Source organism: Actinoalloteichus hymeniacidonis, from assembly GCF_014203365.1.
Classification (GTDB): domain Bacteria; phylum Actinomycetota; class Actinomycetes; order Mycobacteriales; family Pseudonocardiaceae; genus Actinoalloteichus_A; species Actinoalloteichus_A hymeniacidonis.
Map to the genome: position 1 here is coordinate 2,089,761 of NZ_JACHIS010000001.1, position 20,156 is coordinate 2,109,916.

General features: G+C 67.7%; 12 protein-coding genes. 6 read left to right on the forward strand and 6 right to left on the reverse strand.

The genetic code is table 11. The annotated features are described in order from the left end of the window. Window positions 1-62: 62 nt before the first annotated feature. Complete coding sequence (gene gnd / locus BKA25_RS09345) at window positions 63-1,502, forward strand: NADP-dependent phosphogluconate dehydrogenase (protein ID WP_069850562.1); 1,440 nt, start codon at window positions 63-65, stop codon at window positions 1,500-1,502. Window positions 1,503-1,619: 117 nt separating this feature from the next. Further along, window positions 1,620-2,519 (forward strand): DUF4429 domain-containing protein, encoded by a 900-nt coding sequence (locus BKA25_RS09350; RefSeq protein ID WP_172803828.1) that lies wholly within the window; start codon window positions 1,620-1,622, stop codon window positions 2,517-2,519. Between the two features lie 42 nt (window positions 2,520-2,561). On the opposite strand, the gene BKA25_RS09355 is transcribed toward BKA25_RS09350, so the two are convergent. The 3 genes from BKA25_RS09355 to BKA25_RS09365 form a co-directional block, all read right to left on the reverse strand. Beyond that, window positions 2,562-3,281 carry a SigB/SigF/SigG family RNA polymerase sigma factor gene (locus BKA25_RS09355; protein WP_069853844.1) on the reverse strand — a complete coding sequence of 240 codons (720 nt, stop codon included), beginning with the start codon at window positions 3,279-3,281 and terminating at the stop codon, window positions 2,562-2,564. A gap of 318 nt (window positions 3,282-3,599) precedes the next feature. Beyond that, a complete protein-coding gene (locus BKA25_RS09360) occupies window positions 3,600-4,373 on the reverse strand; it encodes an SRPBCC family protein (protein WP_069850561.1) in 774 nt (257 codons plus the stop codon). Between the two features lie 56 nt (window positions 4,374-4,429). Further along, a complete protein-coding gene (locus BKA25_RS09365; protein WP_069850559.1) occupies window positions 4,430-6,844 on the reverse strand; it encodes a SulP family inorganic anion transporter in 2,415 nt (804 codons plus the stop codon). A gap of 708 nt (window positions 6,845-7,552) precedes the next feature. On the opposite strand from BKA25_RS09365, the gene BKA25_RS09370 reads away from it, so the two are divergent. The 4 genes from BKA25_RS09370 to BKA25_RS09385 all read left to right on the forward strand — a co-directional run bounded on the left by BKA25_RS09370 (window position 7,553) and on the right by BKA25_RS09385 (window position 13,462). Next, complete coding sequence (locus BKA25_RS09370) at window positions 7,553-8,410, forward strand: DedA family protein (RefSeq protein WP_069850558.1); 858 nt, start codon at window positions 7,553-7,555, stop codon at window positions 8,408-8,410. 355 nt (window positions 8,411-8,765) lie between these two features. Next, entirely contained in the window at window positions 8,766-10,904 is a 2,139-nt protein-coding gene (locus BKA25_RS09375) for a transglycosylase domain-containing protein (RefSeq protein WP_236750307.1), read from the forward strand. A 77-nt stretch (window positions 10,905-10,981) separates the two neighbouring features. After that, a complete protein-coding gene (locus BKA25_RS09380) occupies window positions 10,982-12,052 on the forward strand; it encodes a tartrate dehydrogenase (protein ID WP_069850556.1) in 1,071 nt (356 codons plus the stop codon). A 189-nt stretch (window positions 12,053-12,241) separates the two neighbouring features. Then, window positions 12,242-13,462, forward strand: coding sequence for a nitric oxide synthase oxygenase (locus tag BKA25_RS09385; protein ID WP_157421427.1), 1,221 nt, complete (start codon window positions 12,242-12,244; stop codon window positions 13,460-13,462). A gap of 32 nt (window positions 13,463-13,494) precedes the next feature. On the opposite strand, the gene treZ is transcribed toward BKA25_RS09385, so the two are convergent. The 3 genes from treZ to glgX form a co-directional block, all read right to left on the reverse strand. Then, complete coding sequence (gene treZ, locus BKA25_RS09390) at window positions 13,495-15,291, reverse strand: malto-oligosyltrehalose trehalohydrolase (protein ID WP_216637745.1); 1,797 nt, start codon at window positions 15,289-15,291, stop codon at window positions 13,495-13,497. Between the two features lie 88 nt (window positions 15,292-15,379). Continuing rightward, window positions 15,380-17,758, reverse strand: coding sequence for a malto-oligosyltrehalose synthase (gene treY, locus BKA25_RS09395; protein WP_069850555.1), 2,379 nt, complete (start codon window positions 17,756-17,758; stop codon window positions 15,380-15,382). Beyond that, window positions 17,755-19,923: a glycogen debranching protein GlgX gene (glgX, locus tag BKA25_RS09400; protein WP_069850553.1), complete on the reverse strand. Its 2,169-nt coding sequence runs from the start codon at window positions 19,921-19,923 to the stop codon at window positions 17,755-17,757. The genes treY and glgX overlap by 4 nt, the downstream gene beginning before the upstream one ends. Window positions 19,924-20,156: the final 233 nt, after the last annotated feature.

The following is a 20,156-nucleotide window of genomic DNA, read 5'->3' on the forward strand; positions in this document are numbered from 1 at the left end:
CGTAACGAGTCGAAGGTGACAACAACTCGCGCAGCACCCGCTTCGCGAGGCAGGCTGTCAGCATGACGGATGATGTTGCGCGCACGGCGCGGATCGGGGTCACCGGGCTCGCCACCATGGGTAGTAATCTCGCCCGGAACCTCGCTCGGCGCGGATACACGGTCGCGGTGCACAACCGCACCCAGACGAAGACGCGCGAGTTGTTGGACCAGTACGGCGATGAGGGAACGTTCGTCGAGGCCGCGACCCTGGCCGACCTGGTCGCGGCGCTCGAGCGCCCTCGCCAGATCATCGTGATGGTCAAGGCGGGTGCGGGCACCGATGCGGTCCTCGACGAGCTCGCGGAGCTTCTCGAACCGGGTGACATCCTGCTCGACGGCGGCAACGCCCACTTCGCCGACACCCGCAGGCGCGAGGCAGCCATGCGGGAGAAGGGCCTGCACTTCGTCGGCACCGGGATCTCCGGTGGCGAGGAGGGTGCGCTGCTGGGCCCGAGCATCATGCCGGGTGGCTCCTCCGAGGCATACGAGCAGGTCGGACCGGTGCTGGAGTCCATCGCGGCAAGGGTCGACGGCGAACCCTGCTGCGCTCGCCTGGGGCCGGATGGCGCCGGGCACTTCGTCAAGATGGTGCACAACGGCATCGAGTACGCCGACATGCAGCTCATCGCCGAGACCTACGACCTGCTGCGCAGGGGAAGCGGGCTCGAACCCGCCGAGATCGCCGAGGTGTTCCGCACCTGGAACGAGGGCGATCTGGAGTCCTACCTGATCGAGATCACCGCTGAGGTGCTCGCGCACGTCGACCCGGTCACCGGCAAGCCGTTCGTCGATGTGATCGCCGACCGCGCCGAGCAGAAGGGCACCGGACGCTGGACCGTCCGCGAGGGCCTGGAACTCGGCGAGCCGGTGGCGGGCATCGCGGAGGCCGTCTTCGCGCGAGCGTTGTCCGGCCACGTCGAGCAGCGGGCAGCCGCGGCGAACCTGCCGGGCCCGGCCGCGCCGCCCAAGCTCGGCACGGACTTCGTCGACGATCTGCGCGAGGCCCTGTACGGCGCCAAGCTGGCCGCCTACGCCCAGGGCTTCAGCATGATCACCGAGGCAGGCCGGGAATACGGTTGGGACATCGACCTCGGCGCGACGGCGCGGATCTGGCGGGGCGGCTGCATCATCCGGGCCCGCTTCCTCAACCGCATCACCGACGCGTACAAGGCCAACCCGGAGTTGGTCAACCTGCTGGTCGATGACTACTTCGCCGAGCAGATCGGTCGTGCACAGGAAGCATGGCGCCGCGTGGTGTCCGTGGCGGCGGCGGCCGGGGTACCGGTACCGGGCCTCTCCTCGGGACTGGCCTATTACGACTCGCTGCGTGCCGAGCGACTGCCCGCCGCCTTGGTGCAGGGACAGCGCGATTACTTCGGTGCCCACACCTACCAGCGGGTCGACCGCCCGGGCAGCTTCCACACCCGGTGGTCGCAGGGCCGCGACGAGGTCGAGGCGTAGTTCCCGCCCGCTTGGTCTCGCACCGGGCGGGAGTTGCTCACCGGGCAGCGGCGTGGACCTGCCTACTCTTGGAGCGGATCCACGCCCACCCGGGTGAGCCCGCGCTACGCTGCATCGGTGAATTTCGGCCTGGAACTGCCCGGACGTAACGCATCGTGGTCTTTCGAGGCCTCGGGCATCCGGATTCGATATCGCACGAATTGGCGTTCCCACGCGTTGCTCCGGGAGTTCGGCGAGATCTTCGTGCCGGACGAGGCATTGGCGGGTGCGTCGCTCGGTTCGGGACGCAAGCCGACCCTGACCCTTCGTTTGCGCACGGGTGCGGAGCCGATCCGCAGCCTGGCGGCGGCGGGCCTGCCGTTGGCAGCCGAGCCCTACCGACTCGTGTTGACCTCGGATCAGGCCGAACTCGCAGCCTATTACCTCTCGGAGGTGGAGAACCGGGTCGCGGCTCAGCCGGATGCCGAGCAGCCCGCCAGCCGTTATCTGGTGAGATTGCAGTCACCGCCGTACACGACGAAGGGTTACGACGGAACCGCCTCCTTCGACGGGCAGGTCCTGACCCTGCGATGGTCGGCATTCGCGAGTAAGTCCAAGCGCGAGGTCGGCCTCGCCACCTACCCGGTGAGCATGCTGCGCCGGGTGGAATGGCATAACCCGACCGACGGCAGTTATGGCTTCCTCCGGGTCACCCCCAGCGAGTCGGTGACCGACTCCCGGCCCAAACCCGCACAGGATCTCGCCGCGGTCGTGCTCTACGGGCCGAACGCGGGGCTGGCGGTGGCCTGCGCGATTCAGATGGCGCTGCCCGAGCGGTCGGTTGTCGAGCTGGGGGAGGCCGCCCCGCTCGCCGTGTCCGCAAGCCCGCAGGCAGCGCGTGATTCCACCGAGGCCGCCGAGGTGGACGTGGACGAGATTCTGGAGACGATCCGGAAGCTGGGTGAACTCCGGGACGCGGGACTGCTCACCGAAGACGAGTTCGAGGCGAAGAAGACCGAGCTACTGGGCCGAATCTGATCGCTCTCGGTCGCGGGCGACGCCGATCGACCGCGAAGGCGATCAGCGTGCCTCGTCGCGCAACCGGCGCAGCGTGCGAGCCAACAGCCGGGATACATGCATCTGCGAGATCCCCACCCGCTCGGCGATCTGGGTCTGGGTCATGTTCGCGAAGAACCTCAACAGCAGTACGGTGCGATCCCGCGCGGGCAGTGCGGCGAGTAGCGGCTGCAGCATCTCGCGGTTCTCCACGTTCTCCAGCTCGGGTTCCTCCTGGCCGAGCGTGTCACCGAGCGCCATGCTCTCGTCATCGACGAGCATCTCGTCGAGTGAACTGCTGCGGTAGGCGTGTCCGGCGGCGAGACCCTCGTAGACCTCCTCGACGGGGATCTCCAACTGCTCGGAGAGCTCTCCGGGCGTCGGTGCCCGGCCGAGGGTCTGCGACAGCGTCCCGCTGGCCGAATTGAGGGCCAGGTGTAGTTCCTGGAGCCTGCGCGGGACCCGAACCGTCCATCCGGTGTCGCGGAAATGACGCCGCACCTCGCCCATCACGGTCGGCACCGCGTAGGACAGGAAATCGACCCCGCGTTGGTGGTCGAAGCGGTCCACCGCCTTGATCAGCCCCATCGTGGCGACCTGAACCAGGTCTTCCTGGGATTCACCCCGGTTGGCGAAACGGCGGGCAACGTGCCTGGCCAGCGGAAGGTGCTCGGTGACCAGCCGTTCCCGCAGTCGGGTGTGCTCGTCACCGTCGGGGTCCAGCTCGGCGAGCTGGGCGAACAACGGGGCGAGATGCGCATAGCGGACATCCTCGTGTCCGCGTGCATCTCGCTCTCCGTCGCCAGGCCGGGCCTGCTCCGGGCGCACCTTCCGGCTCACCTCGCCCCCGCCCGCCGTCTCCGCGATTCCACGCGCACCAGCTTGCCTGGACTCCCGGTGTCCTGCTCATCGTGCGCACCGGCACGGTGTCGGCCCGCCGGGGCGGGTCGCCCCACGGGCAGCGAAACGGTGCCGGGTCGGTGAGCCGACCCGGCACCGCCTCTCGGGCGGATCAGTTGCTCCCCGACCGCAACAGCAGGCCCGCCCGGGCCGAACGCCGGTTCACCGACCACTCCGATTGCTCGGTGCGTCGGTCTCCGGCGCGGATTTCTGAGACGGCACCGGGCCGGGACCGTCCGGATCGGGGTCGGCGGCGTCCATCGTCTCCGTGGCCGGAACCGGCTCGGCGGGGGTGCCACCGACCCTGGGCTCGACCAGATCGACCGTCCGGATGTCGCTCTCCTCGAGTTCGGTCTGGATCTCCTTCTCGACACCGAGATCGGTCTTCTCGGCTACTTCGGTCTCCACGGTCTTCGCGGCGTCCGACATGACCGCAGCCTCGGCGGTGACGGTCGCGGCGGCTGCCCCGACCTGGTCTCCGAGCTGGTCCGCCGGTTCGGGATCGGGATCGAAGAGCTCGAAGATGTCGGCTTCGACGAACTCTTTGAAGCGGTCGAGGTCGCCGCGCACCCGTTGGGCGATCAGCCCGAGTGCGCCGCCTGCCTTCTCCACCAGCGTGGTGGGCAGATATTCCATCCGCAGATGGATCCGGGTGATCTCCTCGTCGACCGCACGGAATGTCACCACTCCGCTGTGGTCCTGTCCACCATCGGCCTGCCAGCTCACCAGGTCGTCGAGCCGTTGCTCGACGATTCGTGCGTTGAACTCGCGGCGCACCCCCGCGATACTGATCACCCAGCGGCTGACCTGGTCATCGACGGGCGTGATCTCCTCGACGCCCTCCATGAACAGCGGGAAGTCCACGAACTGCGCCCAGCTCGCATAGGCGACGTCGATCGGAACTTGGACATCCACCGATTCCTCGATCCTCGTCACGCAGACCTCCTCCAGCCGGCCGTCAGCCGTGGGGGACTACCCGAGGTGTTCCGGCTTCACACCTGGACGACGGGGCCGGACAGTGACCGAAGGACGTCGTCGTCGGCGTCGATCAGGTAGACCTTTGCCTCGATCAGGTCGAAGTACATGCCCTCCAACACCAGGCGTCCCGCCAGTACCGCGTCGCGTACCACCGGATAGGTCATGAGATTTTCGAGTTGCTGTTGGACGTTGGCCACGGCGAGCCGCTGCCATTGCGTCGACTGAGCCTCGGCCGAGGCCAATTCGTGCTGCGTGGCAGACATCGCAGCCAAGGTCGCGGTATCGGTGCCCTGATCGCCGTGCGTCGGGCTCGCGGCGGCCGGGCCGTGGGCGGTGGAGTTCGGCGCGAGGTCGGGTTCCTGCTGCTCCTCGAAACGACGCAGGCTCGGCTCCGCGTGGACCAACCACTCGGCGAGATGACTGCCCTCCGGCGGTCCGCCGTCGAGCAGCGCGAGCATCGCGCCGCAATGCGAGTGACCGCAGACGACGATGCTGGTGACGGCCAGCTGTTCGACGGCGAACTCGATCGCCGAGCCCACCGAGCTGTCTCCGACCGCATAGCTGGGTGGCACCAGGTTGCCCACGTTGCGCACCGTGAAGAGGTCGCCGGGTCCGCTGGTGGTGATGACGTTGGGCACCACCCTGGAATCGGCGCAACACACGAACAGCCTCGCGGGTCGTTGTCCACGCTCGGCCAGTTCGGCGAGCAGCGGTCGTAGCAGGGGTGCCGACCGTTGCTCGAACTCCCGCAGGCCCACGATCATCGGGTCCGGGGCATCGCGAGGCTCCGGGATCACCGAGGCGGTGTCGGGTTGGTGCTCGCGGTGGCGCTGCCAGTGCTGCCAGGGGGCGAACCAGCGTGGCGCCAACACACCGGAGCTACGCCGAGACGCGGGCCTACCGCCCTGTGCCGCCCGGCGATACCAGGTCGCGCCGATCTCGTCGATGCGGACCGTGCCGCCCTCCTGCTCATAGGTGGTCCGCCAGTCACGAAGCGCTTCGAAAGCGCCGTGGTCGAGGCAGTCGAGGTGCAGCTCGATCGTCACATCCTCGCCGGGCGGAATGCTGCGCAGTTTCTTGATCAAGGCGCTGATCCCCAGGAAGACCAGCGAGCCGTCGACGTTGACCCGCCATTGGCCGTCATCGACCCTGGCCACCTGGATGGTGTGCCTGGCCAGCCGGATGAGCGTTTGGGCCAGGGCCACCGCGAGCCCGGTGAACACCCCGACGACGAGGTCGAAGCCGACCACGCCCGCCATCGTGCAGGCGTAGGGCAGGAACTCCCGCTGCCGCCACAGCAGCCGCATCTGCTTGCCGTTGACGAGCTTCACACCCACCACGATCAGGACTGCCGACAACGCCGCCAGCGGGATCATCTCCAGCATCCCGCCGAGGAACAGCACGGCGGCGGCAACCCACACGCCGTGCAGGACGCTGGAAGCACGGGTACGGGCTCCTGCGGAGACATTGGTGGAGCTGCGCACGACGACGCCGGTGACCGGCAGCCCGCCCAGTGCGCCGGAGGCGATGTTGGCCGAGCCCTGTGCGAGCAGTTCGCGATCGAGATCGGCGCGGGGGCCGTCGTGCAGCCGGTCCACCGCGACGGCGGACAACAGCGATTCGACGCTGGCCACCAGCGCCACGGTCAGCACCGCCGCCGCGATGGCGAGCAGGTTGGAATCGGGCAGTGTCGGCAGGCTTATCGCGCTGAGCGGATCATCCGGGAGGGAGACGGTGCCGATCCCGGAACCGCCCAGTGCCAGCACGGTGGCGATCGTCACGGCGGCGAGCGGCGCGGGAATCACTCGAAGGCGAGGTAGCCGCGGCCAACCGATCAGGACTGCCATGGCGACCAGCCCGATCAGCAGGGTGGGGACATGCAGTCGGGCGAGGGTCTCCGGCATGGCCGCGAGGTTGTCCCTGGCCTCCGGGTGGGATTGACCGCCCAGTAGGACCTGGGCCTGCCCGATGGCGATCACCACGCCGATCCCGGCGAGCATGCCGTGCACGACCGAGGGCGACAGTGACAGCGCGAAGCGGGCGATCTTGGAGATGCCGAAGATCAGCTGCAGCAGACCTGCTCCGATGGTGATGGCCGCGGTGGCAGGCCAGCCGTGTTGTTCGATCAGACCGGCCACGATCACGACCAGACCGGCGGCCGGACCGCTGACCTGCAGTGGAGCCCCGGCCAATGAGCCTGCGACCACTCCACCGACCACTGCGGCGATCAGACCGGCCATGATCGGCGCCCCGGTGGCCGCCGCGATGCCGAGCGACAGCGGGACCGCGACGAGGAAGACGACCAGCGATGCCGGGAGATCGTGGCGCAGCAGCACGCCCGGCCACGAGGCCGAGGATGCCGTCTCGCCCGGTGGGTCGACGGTGGTGTGCTCGCCGCCGTGTGGTCGCGGTTCGCTTCGTTTGTTCATGAGAACTCCTCTGCGCAAGAAGAAAGACGGTGCCGACATCGCCGGTTCGAAGGGCGACGGCTCCGGATGGGTGTTCAGGCTGCGACGGCGTCGATGCGATCGCAGGGCTCGACGTGACGGGAGACGAGAACGAGTTGCGAGAGTGCTGCGGGATGAGCGGGCCTCGATGCCGGTGCTCGCCCGGGCGCGTCGACCGCTGGGCTCCAGAAGCCGTCGCACCGGTCTCGGGAGTGCGCCTGCGGTGTCCCGCACGATTAGCGAGTCGGACGGACCGCTTCTTTCAGCGCGCGACGCTGCGCAAATCCGGCCTAGACCCACGAAGCCCATCGGTGGGCTTTCTTCGCTCCCTGGTGTGTGGGCGAGGTGAATAGACCGGACGCACTCCGGTTGGCTTGCTGCGCGGATTGGGTACTTCGATGCTCGCCATGGTCAGCCCCATCATCAACAAACAGGACGTTTCGGACAAAAGAATCCACCTGAACGAGTGGAGGAAGTCGCTGCGACGGATTTCGTCGTGCAGCTGACCCCGGGCCGCCGACCCAGGTAGGGTCTGCACCGTCCGAGTGACAGGGCGCAATGTCGTTGCCACCCGCAACGGCGTGGCGGGCCTCGGACTGAAGAACCCGGTCGAGTGATACGTGCCCGGAGTTTGTCGCTGTCAGTACGCCGCCGACTCGAACGGGGCGTCACATCAATGGGAGTACCTGCGTGGGTTTGCTCACGGAAGCACTGAACGCGCTGGCGGAGCTGCCCCAGCCCCTGGTGATCGCGGTTACGGGCTTGCTCGTGCTCGGCGAGACCACGCTCGGCCTGGGCTTCCTCGTTCCCGGTGAGACCGGGTTGCTCATCGCGGCGACCACCGTCCGCGACCCCTGGGCCTTCGCCATCATGTGCCTGGTCGTGACCGTGTGCGCGGGTATCGGCGACTCGATCGGATACTGGCTCGGCCGCCGATTCGGCCCGAGGCTGCGTGAGACCAAGCTGATCCGCAAGATCGGCCAGAACCACTGGGACAGCGCGGGCGAGCTACTGCGTAAGCACGGTGTGTGGGCGGTCTTCTTCGCCCGATTCCTGCCCGTCGTGCGGACCCTGACCCCGGCGGCCTCGGGTGCGTCCGGGCTGCCCTACCGCTACTTCCTGCCCGGATCCGTGCTTGGCGCAGCATGTTGGTCGGTGCTGCACGTGGGCATCGGTGCGGGGGCGGGCGCCTCGGCCGCGTACATCGAGGAACGGCTCGGCACGGCGAGCTGGATCCTGTTGGTCGCATTGGCCGTCGTGGTCACCGTGGTGATCGTGCTCAAGTCGCGTAAGGCGAAGCGGACGAAGGTGGCCCCCATCGCCACGGCCCCGGTGAGCCAGGCGGTGGCGGCCAAGAGCGTTCCCGTCGCCGACGGCGACGACCGGCCTGCACCGGAGGGATCCGAATCCGAGGCTGAGGCACCCTCGGCGACCACCGCTGCGGACGCCGCCCAGGACGACCCGCCTGCTCCCTCGGATGCAGGCACCCCGAACCGCAAGACCAAGCCCACCGCCGAGGAATCCGACTCCTTGGACCCGGTCTCGTAGCCGAAGCATGGTCCGGTTCGCCGGAGAAGACATCGTGATCCGCAGGCCCGGTGGTCGGGAACGACCGCCGCTGGCCTGCGGATCCTTTTACTGCGAACGGGAAACGACTCCGCCGGACTCACCATCGCGCTACCCGCGCTCGGGCACAATGGAACGAGCCAGGTGGGTGAGGCCACGTGGGCTCCGAGAGATCGGGGACGCGTGATCTCGCCACGCGAGGTGAGTCATTTCACCGCGAAGCCGGGCAACGCCGAATGGATCAAGGGCGTCTTGCTGAAGTAGCGGTTTGCGCCTCCAGTGCGCCCGCTGATCATCAACGCTGGTCGGCCGAGGTTGGCCGCCGGAGGAAGGAGTCGTGCCAGCCGTGTTCCTGGCTCGGGCGAAGGGCCTGTCGAAACTCTTGGGTCTCTGTCTCATCGCAGGCGTGCTGGTGGCCGCGGTGCTGTTCCCCGTGGCCGCAGGTTTCGGCGCTGTGTCCAATCAAGCGGCGGAGACGGTGAACAACACCTCAGCAGAGGTTGAGGAGCGGCTACCCGCCACCAATACCAAGGTCACCGACAAAGACGGCAACGTCATCGCACATCTTTTCCACCAGAACCGGGTGATCGTGGGAGCAGACGCGATCTCCGAACAGATGAAGGCCGCGATCGTGGCGGTCGAGGATCGACGTTTCGAAGAACACGACGGTGTGGACTGGCAGGCGACGGTTCGCGTCGCCCTGCAGAACCAGATGTCGGGGGAGATCGAGGGCGGCGGATCGACGCTGACCCAGCAGTACGTGAAGAACTACCTGGCCTTCGTGGTCGCCGACGGCGATCCCGAGAACCCGGAGTACGCGGCTGCTACCGAGACCACGATCGCCAGGAAGCTCCGTGAGGCACGCATCGCGTTGGACCTCGAGAAGCGGATGACCAAGGACGAGATTCTCGCCGGGTATCTCAATGTCGTGCCTTACGGCAACGAGATCTTCGGTGTGCATCAGGCGGCCGAGGCGTATTTCAGTACTACGCCGGACAAGCTCACCGTTTCCCAGTCCGCGTTATTGGCGGCGATCGTCAACGCACCCAGTTCGCTCAACCCGATCCGGCGCCCCGAACAGGCGTTGGAACGGCGGAACGTGGTGATCCAGTTGATGGCCGACCAGGGTCGGTTCTCCGAGGACGGTCCCGAGGAGAACCAGCGGATCGCCGACGAGATCAAGCAAGAGGGTCTCGGTGTCGGTGAGACGTTGAACCAGACGTACAACGGCTGTGTCGGCGCTGGAACCGGTCATATCAACGGGTTCTTCTGCTCATACGTTGTCAACTACCTCGTCGAGCACGGTTTCGACCTGGACGAGATCAAGCGTGGCGGCTACACGATTCAGACCACGCTCGATGCCAGGGCGACCGACGCCGCCAAGCAGGCGGCCGAGCATCACGTACCCAAGAACGCCGACGGCGTCGCGAACGTGATGGCCGTGGTCGAACCGGGCACCGAATCGCACAAGGTTCGGGCATTGGTCGCCAACCGGGATTACGGTGTCGACCCGGCGCAATACCAGACGCAGATCGATCTGCCCAGCTACGTCACCACTTTCGGGGCGGGCTCGATCTACAAGGTGTTCACCGCCGCTGCGGCCTTGGAGCGGGGTTACAAGATCGGCCAGCAGCTGGATGTTCCCGAGGTCTACACCTCGAACACCTATCGAGGGCCGAACGGTCCGTACCAGGTTCGCAATGCGAGCCAGAATCTGCCAGAACAGATGTCGTTGACCGATGCACTGGCGAAATCGCCGAACACGCCCTTCATCGCAATGCAGGAGGACATCGGCGTCGGTGCGGTGGTCGACATGGCCTCGCGGCTCGGACTGCGTGAGGGCATGAACGAGGTCAATCTGTCCGGTACCGCGATCCAGCCTGATTCCCCCGATGGCAGGCTCAATCAGTCCCAGGGGGACGCCGTGACCAACGGCAACCAGGGTTCCTTCACCCTGGGGGCCGGGCCGACCGGTGTACTGGAGTTGGCCAACGTGAGTGCCACGTTGGTCAGCGGCGGTGTGTGGTGCCCGCCGACCCCGATCGAGGAGATCCGCGATCGGAACGGCAACGTCGTGCCCATCGATGAGGCACCTTGCGAGCAGGCTGTCGATAAGGGACTGGCCGACTCGATGGTCGTGGCGATGAGCAAGGACACCGCCCCGGGCGGCACCGCAGTGAACGCGGCGACTAACGCGGGTTGGAACAGGCCGATGCTGGGCAAGACCGGCACCACCCAGAATTACGCGTCGGCTGCTTTCATCGGGGCGACTCCGCAGTACGCGGGGGCGAACCTGATCTTCGGGGACACCCCGTCGCCGCAGCCGCTGTGTAACGGCAATCCGCCGCATCTCTGCCAATCCGGAAACATGTACGGGGGCAACGTGCCTGCCAGGACGTGGTTCGACACCATGAACGTGCTCCACGATGGTCTCGAGACCGCACCACTCCCGGCTGCGCATCCGCGTTACTCCTGATCTACCCACGTATCCGGTGCTTTCCGGGGGGATGAGACGCTGACCTTCGTCCCATCCCCTCGGGAAGGTCGATCGAGATGACGCAACGAATTGCGGTGATCCCCGGCGACGGCATCGGGATCGAGGTCATCGACGCGGCCAGAATTGTGCTGGACGCCTTGGCCGCTCGGCACGGACTCGACCTGGCATTCCAGGAATTCGACTGGTCCTGTGCCCGCTATGCGCAGAGCGGGACCATGATGCCCGCAGACGGTATCGACACCCTTCGCGAATTCGACGCCGTTCTGCTGGGCGCGGTGGGGTGGCCCGGGGTTCCGGATCATGTCTCGTTGTGGGGCCTGTTGGTCCCGATCCGCCGTGCCTTCCATCAATTCGTCAATCACCGTCCCGCTCGAACCTTCGCGGGTGTGCCGTCGCCGCTGACCGGGGTGGGTCCGGGCGACATCGACATCCTGGTGGTGCGGGAGAACACCGAGGGCGAGTACTCCCAGGTGGGCGGCCGGTTCAATCACGGCCTGCCGGAGGAGACCGCGGTGCAGGAGGCCGTGTTCACCCGACGCGGGATCAGCCGGGTGGCCGACTACGCCTTCGAGGCGGCCCGCTCGCGCAGCGGAAGGCTGGTTTCGGCGACCAAGTCCAACGGCATCGTGCACACCATGCCGTTCTGGGACGAGGTGGTGGCCTCGCGGGCCGCGGAATTCCCACAGGTGGAATGGCGCAGCGAGCACATCGATGCCCTCGCTGCCAAGGTGGTGCTCGCGCCGAGATCACTCGACGTCATCCTGGCCTCGAATCTCTTCGGTGACGTCCTCAGCGATCTCACCGCAGCCGCGACCGGCTCGATCGGTCTGGCGGCCAGCGCGAATCTGAATCCGTCCGGGGAGTATCCGTCGATGTTCGAGCCGGTGCACGGCTCGGCGCCGGATATCGCCGGGCGCGGCATCGCCAACCCCGTCGGTGCACTGTGGTCGGTGGTGTTGATGCTCGAACAACTCGGGCATCCGGAGGCCGCCTCGGACCTCATGCGGGCGATCGAGCGGAGTCTCGCCGACGCCTCGACGCGGACCGGCGATGTCGGCGGCAATGCCGATACCGCCGAGGTCACCGAATTCATCCTCTCGACCATCGGTGCAGGCGAATCCGGCTGATACGGGAATTCGCCTGCCGAGCACCGAGCCGGAGCCGAATCGTTTGCTTCGTCGAGATGAAGATCGTGTTCGAGGAAGATCACCTGCCGGGCGAATCACTGCCCGGTGGTATTAGGTTGTCTCTCCGTGACTCTTTCACCCGGTAGGGCGTCAGTCGATGGAGTTTGTCCGGTCGCCGATCCGGCGAAGATCTGGGGGCAGGCACCGGCCCCACGGCTGCCGGATCAGCCGGATGTGTTCACGGCGGCCGAGGAGTTCTTCGAGCTGTTCGAACGCGAGAACGATGCGGTCGGCGCCCTTGCCGCCCGGAGACGGTGGGTGCGGGCCGAGATCGAGGCCACGGGAACCTATGTGCACACCACGGCGGAGCTCGTCTTCGGGGCCAGAGTCGCGTGGCGCAACAGCGCGCGGTGCATCGGCCGGTTGTACTGGAAGAGTCTGCGAGTCCGGGACTTCCGCGCGATACGGGGTTCGGCGGCGGTGGCCGATCGCTGCGTCGACCACCTTCGATTCGCCACCAACGGCGGCCGGGTGCGCCCGACCATCAGCGTGTTCGCCGCCGACAGCATCGACCGGCGAGGCCCGAGGATTTGGAACGAGCAGCTGATTCGCTATGCCGGGTACCGCACCGAGGACGGTGGGGTGCTGGGCGACCCCCGATATCTCGAATTCACCGAAGCGGTCCGTGCGCTGGGCTGGCGGCCGCCGGAGCAGCCGGGGGCCTTCGACGTGCTGCCGTTGGTGATCGACACGGAGGAGGAGGGCACCCGCTGGTTCGAGTTGCCCTCCGCCGTGGTGCACGAGGTCGAACTGACCCATCCCGATCTGCCCTGGTTCGCGGAGCTGGGCCTGCGTTGGCACACCGTGCCCGCCATCTCGAACATGAGCCTGGTGATCGGCGGCGTCGAGTACGCCGCGGCACCCTTCAACGGTTGGTACATGGGTACCGAGATCGGCGCGCGCAACCTCGCCGACCAGGACCGCTATGCGATGTTGCCCGAGGTGGCGCGGCGCATGGGCCTGGATACCTCTCATGAGCAGACCCTGTGGAAGGACCGGGCGCTGGTGGAGCTCAATCGCGCGGTGCTGCACTCCTATGCCCAGGCCGACGCGACGATCACCGATCACCACACCGAGTCCGAACGCTTTCTCACTCATCTGGCCAGGGAGGAGAAGGCAGGCCGCAGCTGCCCGGCCGACTGGAGCTGGATCGTGCCGCCGGTATCCGGCGGCCTGACGCCGGTCTTCCATCGGTACTACGACACCGAGCAGCTGTGGCCGAACTTCGTATTGGGGGACGAGGCAGCCAGCCGGGGTACCCAGGGCGCCCCGGCTAGGCCACCGAGGCGACCCGAGACCGCCGATGACGGAGTGTTCTCGATGTTCGGACTCCCGCTGGCGGCGAACTGACCAACGGGTCCGCCCGACGGCCCGTCACCGCCTCAGTGCCCGGTGGTGGCCACCCGGATCAGCGCGAACGACTCCGGTCCCAGCTCGATGCCGGGGCTCGCCGTGTCTGTCGTCGTGCCCCGTGCTGCCGTGTCGTCGGCGGAATCGGTGGAGTCGGCGGCGAGTTCGGGGACGGCGTAGCGGACGTCGTCGACCGGCAGATCCAGCGGGATCCGACGTGGTCGGTCCGCCAGGTTGCACACCAACCGCAGCGTCCCCCGGCGCAGCACCAGCCAACGTTGCTGTTCGTCGAAGTCCACCCCGAACCGGTCCAACCGAGGATCGGTCAGCTCGGCGGAGGACCGCCGCAGCGCGATGAGCCGTCGATACACGGCCAACAGCTCCCGGTGCCCGGGCCGGTCCGACTCCGACCAGTCCAGCGTCGAGCGTGCGAAGGTGGCCGGGTCCATCGGATCCGGTACCTCGGCCTCGTCCCAGCCGTGCGCCCCGAACTCGGCGCGCCGTCCGGTGCGCACCGCCTCGGCGAGCGCGGGATCGGGGAAGCTCGCGAAGAACTGCCACGGGGTGCGCGCGCCCCATTCCTCGCCCATGAACAACATCGGCGTGTACGGAGTGCACAGCATCAGGGCCGCCCCGCACGCCAGCAGACCGGGGGACAGCGTCGCCGATAGTCGGTCGCCGACCGCGCGATTGCCGATCTGGTCGTGGTTCTGTAGGTAGATCAGGAAACGATGTCCCGGCAGCCGGTGGGTGTCCACCGGCCTGCCGTGGTGACGCCCTCGGAAGGACGAGGCCGTGTCGGCGTGGAAGAAGACCGATCGCAGTGTGTCCGCCAAAGCCCGCAGGGAACCGAAGTCCGCGTAGTAACCCTGCCGTTCCCCGGTCAACGCGGTGTGCAGGCAATGGTGGAGATCGTCGTCCCATTGGGCGTGCAACCCGTGGCCGCCCGCCTCCCGCGCGGTGACCAACCGGGCGTCGTTCAGGTCGGATTCGGCGATCAGAGTCAGCGGCCTGCCCAGGTGCGCGGCGAGCACCTCGACCTCGATCGCCAGTTCCTCCAACAGAGGCACGGCTCGCTGATCACGCAGCGCGTGCACCGCGTCCAGCCGCAGACCGTCCACCCGGAAGTCACGCAGCCATCCCAGGGCGTTGTCGATGATCAGCCTGCGGACCTCGTCCGAGTCGGGGCCGTCGAGATTGACCGACGGACCCCACACGGTGCTGCCCGCGAAGTAGGGGCCGAAGCGATCGAGATAGGCCCCCGACGGCCCGAGATGGTTGTAGACCACGTCGAGGATCACCGCGAGACCCCGGTCATGACAGGCATCGACGAAACGCTTGAAACCGTCGGGACCGCCGTAGCTCTGCTGGACGGCCGACCAGGCGACCCCGTCGTAACCCCAGCCCCATGGCCCGTCGAAGGAATTGACCGGCAACACCTCGACGAAGTCGATGCCGAGATCGACGAGGTGGTCGAGCCGCGCGATCGCCGCGTCGAAGGTGCCTGCCTCGGTGAACGTGCCGATGTGCAGCTCGTAGACCACCCCGCCCGCCAGTGGACGGCCCGCCCAATCGTCGGTGCGCCAGTCGAATCGGCCGTGGTCGTAGACCCGCGACAGTCCGTGCACCCCATCGGGCTGCCATCGGGAACGCGGATCGGGCAGTGGCAGTTCGTCGTCCAGCCGGAAACCATAGGCGCTGCCATGCCCGGCCTCGGGTAGGTGGGCGTGCCACCAACCGTCGTCGGTGCGGTGCATCGGATGCTCACCGCCCCCGGTGTGCAGGGTGACCCTCTGCCGCTGTGGTGCCCAGACCGCGAAATCCGCCATGGGGATCATCTTGGCGTGAGGGTGCGCTCCTGCCCAGCAGCCCGATGGGGTCAACCGGGCGGCGCGCCGAGCGAGGGCGCCGGGTACGTCAGTCCCGCCGCAGGAGCGCCACCGGGTATCGGGCCAGTACATCGGCGAGCAACGGCGTCGCCGTGTCGACCCGTGCCCCACTGATCACATCGACCCATGAGGCGCGGCCGTCGGGCATGGCCAGCACGGTGTCCCGCCAGCCACCGGCCTTGGCCAGCCCGACCGGGAGCCTGGTGGCCACCGCGACCAACTCCGCGTGCCGCGAACCCCGGGCGAATGCCAGGGCGTGCGCTGCGGCCGGCCCGTCGGCGACCAGCGGCCGGTACCCGGTGAACAGGTGTGGCTGATCGCGTCGCAGCCGCAGCACCCGCGAGGTGACCAGTAGCTTCACGGCCCCCGACTCGTCGATCTCCGGCAGCCAACCCTGATCCAGCCGGGCGGCCAACGAGCGTCGGAGAGCGAAGTCCACCGGTCGCCGATTGTCCGGGTCCACCAGGGAGAGATCCCAGAGTTCGGTGCCCTGATACACATCGGGGATACCGGGGCCCGAGGTGTGCACGAGCTTCTGTCCGAGGGAGTTCGACCAGCCATGGCCGACGATGCCCCCGACGAAGGCCGCCACCTCCGCCGAGGTCTGCTCGTCGCCCAGCACGGCGGCGGGCCAAGCGGCGACGGCGGCGTCGAAGTCGGCGTCGGGCGCCGTCCAGCTGGTGCCGAGCTTGGCCTCCTTGGCCGCCTTCGCGAGGTAGTCGGTCAGCCGCTGCTCGGTGATCGGCCATGCCCCCAACAGGCTCTGCCACCCCAGAAGATTCAGACTCGCCTCCGGGAGCGGGTGCCGCTGCGACCAGCGGCGCAACGCCGCACCGAACTCGTCGGGAAGCTCGGAGAGCACCGCCAGTCGGGCCCGGACATCCTCGGAGCGCTTCGTGTCGTGGGTCGACAGCGAGGTCATCATGCCCGGCCGGGCCGCCGCCCTGGCCGAGGCCGAGGCGTGGAACTCCTCGGGGCGCACTCCGAAGCGGCTCGGATCGCCGCCGACCTCGTTGAGCGCCACGAAACGGTTGAACCGGTAGAACGCGGTGTCCTCGACGCCCTTGGCCATCACCATCCCGGACGTCTGTTGCACGCGGATCGCGAGTTCGCCGTCGGGATGGGCCACCATCTCCTCGGCCACCGCCGTCACGAGGGGCGCCAGGTCGGGGCGCTCGCCGCACGCCGTCGCCACCGCGTCGGCCAGCGCCTGCCTGCCCTCGGGGAGATAGCTGCGGTAGACGGGGAACGAACGCAGCAGTTCGACGGTGACCTGCCGGGCGCTCTCCCGATCGGGACAGCCGGGCAGCGCGGCGACCAACCCCGCGATCCGATCGGTCTCGGCACCGAGGACCCGTTCGGCGGCGAAATGCTTGGCGGCCGCCTCGGTCCCGTGCGGGTCGGCGACCGCGGCCGAGGACTCCGGTGCGGACAGCTCCTGGGCGAGCCGCGTCAGCGGCTGCTCCCCGGCCGGGTCGATGAACAGCCCGCACACCTCGCGCAGTGCTTCGTACCCGGTGCTGCCGTCCACCGGCCAGGAAGCGGGCAACGACTCATCGGGGCCGAGGATCTTCTCGACGACCAACCAGGCTTCGGGCGCGGCCTCCCGGAGCCTGCGCAGATATTCGCCGGGATTGCTCAACCCGTCCGGGTGATCGATCCGCAGCCCCGTGACCTCGCCTGCCTCCACCCAGCGCAACAGTTCACCGTGGGTGGCCGCGAACACGGTGGGCTCCTCGACCCGAACGGCGGCGAGGGCGCTGATGTCGAAGAATCGCCGGAAGGTCAGCTCGGCCCCGCCTCGCCGCCACGACACCAGCCGGTAGTGCTGCCGCTCGTGCACGGCGTTCGCCTCGGCCGCCGGGTCGGCAGGCTGCGCGTCGGTGTCCTCGGATGGCGCCTCGGTGCCCTCGGCCAGCGGGAACTCGTGTTCGTGATAGCGCAGCCTGCCATCCACCAGCCGCAGATCCGCCAGTGCCGCCGCACCGCCGTCCCCGTCGTCGGCCAGGACCGGCAGCAGGATCGGGCCCCGAGACCAGTCGATGTCGAAATACTCGGCGTGCACCGCATCCCGGCCGTCCCGCAACACCTCCCACCACCACGGATTGGCGGCTGGCACGGCGACCCCCATGTGGTTGGGCACCACGTCGACCACGAACCCGATGCCTGCGCCGCGCAACCGTTCCGCCAACGCTCGTCGGGCGGACTCGCCGCCGAGGATCTCCGAGGCGCGGGTCGGGTCGACCACGTCGTAGCCGTGGGTCGATCCCGGCGTGGCCCGCAGCACCGGGGAGACATACAAGGCACCGATTCCGAGGCCCTGCAGATAGTCGATCAGCGCCGCCGCCTGGTCGAAGGTCTGCGCAGGACCCAACTGCAGCCGATAGGTCGAGGTCGGGACGGTCACTGGCTCTCCTCCGTACGCTGCATCACGATCAGTGATCGGGCTGGAACGTTGAGTACACCATTCGCGAGGAACGACCGGACCGGGGTGGGCACCGACCCGGCCATCGCGCCGCTCACGGTCTCGCTGGCCCCGCCGAACACCTCGCCGGTGGCGGTGTCCACCACCACGGTCCATTCGACGCCGTAGTCGGGATCGGGCAGCGTGATCTCCAGGTCCTCCCGGTGGGCGTTGAAACAGAACAGGAAGGAATCGTCGGTGACACGGTCGCCGCGTTTGTCCCGGTCGGGAATGCCATCGCCGTTGAGGAACACCGTCACCGCGCGGCCGAACGGCACATCCCAATCGTGCTCGGTCATCTCGTCCGCCGAGGGCGTGAACCAGGCGATGTCGCGCAGCTCGTCGCCCTTGCGGATCGGCCTGCCCGCGAAGAACTTGCGCCTGCGGAACACCGGGTGGGTGCGGCGCAGCCGGTTGAGCGCCGCGACGAAGTCGATCAGCTCCTCGTGTACGTCGGCGAGGGACCAGTCGAGCCAGGACACGTCGTTGTCCTGGCAGTAGGCGTTGTTGTTGCCACGCTGGGTGCGGCCGAGCTCGTCGCCGTGCAGCAGCATCGGGGTGCCCTGGGACAGCAGCATGGTGGCCAGGAAGTTCCTGCGTTGTCTGGCGCGCAGGTCGTTGATGGCCGGATCACCGATCGGTCCCTCCGCCCCGCAGTTCCACGAGCGGTTGTCGTTCTCGCCGTCCTTGCCGTCTTCGCCGTTGGCGTCGTTGTGCTTGTGGTTGTAGGAGACCAGGTCGTTGAGGGTGAAGCCGTCGTGGGCGGTGACGAAGTTGATCGACGCGTAGGGCCTGCGACCGTCGTCCTGGTAGAGATCGCTGGAGCCGGTGAATCGGGAGGCGAACTCGCCGAGGGTGCCGGGTTCGCCGCGCCAGAAGTCCCGCACGGTGTCGCGGTACTTGCCGTTCCACTCCGTCCACAGCGGGGGGAAGTTGCCCACCTGGTAGCCGCCGGGCCCGACGTCCCACGGCTCGGCGATCAACTTCACCTGGCTGATCAGGGGGTCCTGCTGCACCAGGTCGAAGAACGAGCTGAGTCGGTCGACGTCGTAGAACTCCCTGGCCAGCGTCGAGGCGAGGTCGAAGCGGAAGCCGTCGACGTGCATCTCCGAGACCCAGTACCGCAGCGAGTCCATGATGAGCTGCAGAGTGTGCGGATTGCGGACGTTCAGCGAGTTGCCGGTGCCGGTGTAGTCCCGGTAGTAGCCGGGATCGTCCTCCATCAGCCGGTAGTAGGCCGCGTTGTCGATGCCGCGCATGGACAAGGTCGGGCCGAGATGGTTGCCCTCGGCCGTGTGGTTGTAGACGACGTCGAGGATTACCTCGATTCCTGCATCGTGCAGGGCGCGGACCATGGCCTTGAACTCCGGGACCTGCGCGCCACGACCGCCCGCCGAGGCGTAGCCGCTGTGTGGGGCGAAGAAGCCCAGTGTGTTGTAACCCCAGTAGTTGGTCAGCCCGCGTTGGACCAGATGGTGGTCGACCACGAAGTGATGCACCGGCATCAACTCCACCGCGGTGATCCCCAACCTGGTGAGGTGATCGATCATCACCGGATGCGCCAGCCCCGCATACGTGCCGCGCAGTTCGGCGGGGATGTCGGGATGCGAGATGGTCAGGCCTCGGACGTGTGCCTCGTAGATGACCGTCTCGTTGTAGGGCGTCTTGGGTGGGCGATCCATACCCCAGTCGAAGAAGGGATTGATGACCACGGCCTTCGGTAGGTAGGGCGCCGAATCGAGATCGTTGCGCGAGCCCTCGTCGTGGAAGTGGTAGCCGAACAGGGACTCATGCCAGTCCAGCGTTCCCCCGATGGCCTTGGCGTAGGGGTCGATGAGCAGCTTGTTCGGATTACAGCGCAGTCCCGCTGCGGTGTCGTACGGGCCGGTGACCCGATAGCCGTACCGCTGTCCCGGCCCGACGCCCGGGAGGTAGCCGTGGTGCACGAAGCCGTCGACCTCGTAGAGCGCGACGCGGGTCTCCTGGTCGTCCTCGTCGAAGAGACAGAGCTCGACCCGGTCGGCCACCTCGGAGAAGACAGCGAAGTTGGTTCCGGCACCGTCGTAGGACGCGCCCAACGGGTAGGCGGTGCCTGGCCACGGCTGCATGCTGGCTCCCGATGCGACATGGCCCGACGCAGGCTGCGCGGGGCGCCTGTGATCACGCTATTCGATCGTGCTGCGTCCCGGCGATATCTCTGCTTGATCCCCTATCGACCGCTGCCGCCGGTTCGGCACGGCCAGGCCGGGCCCGCAGGTCGTCCAGGAGCGCCGGGGGTGAGGACGGATCGGCCGTTGGTTTGTAGATCCAAGGCAAATTGCTCCGAGGTCTTCGTGATTCG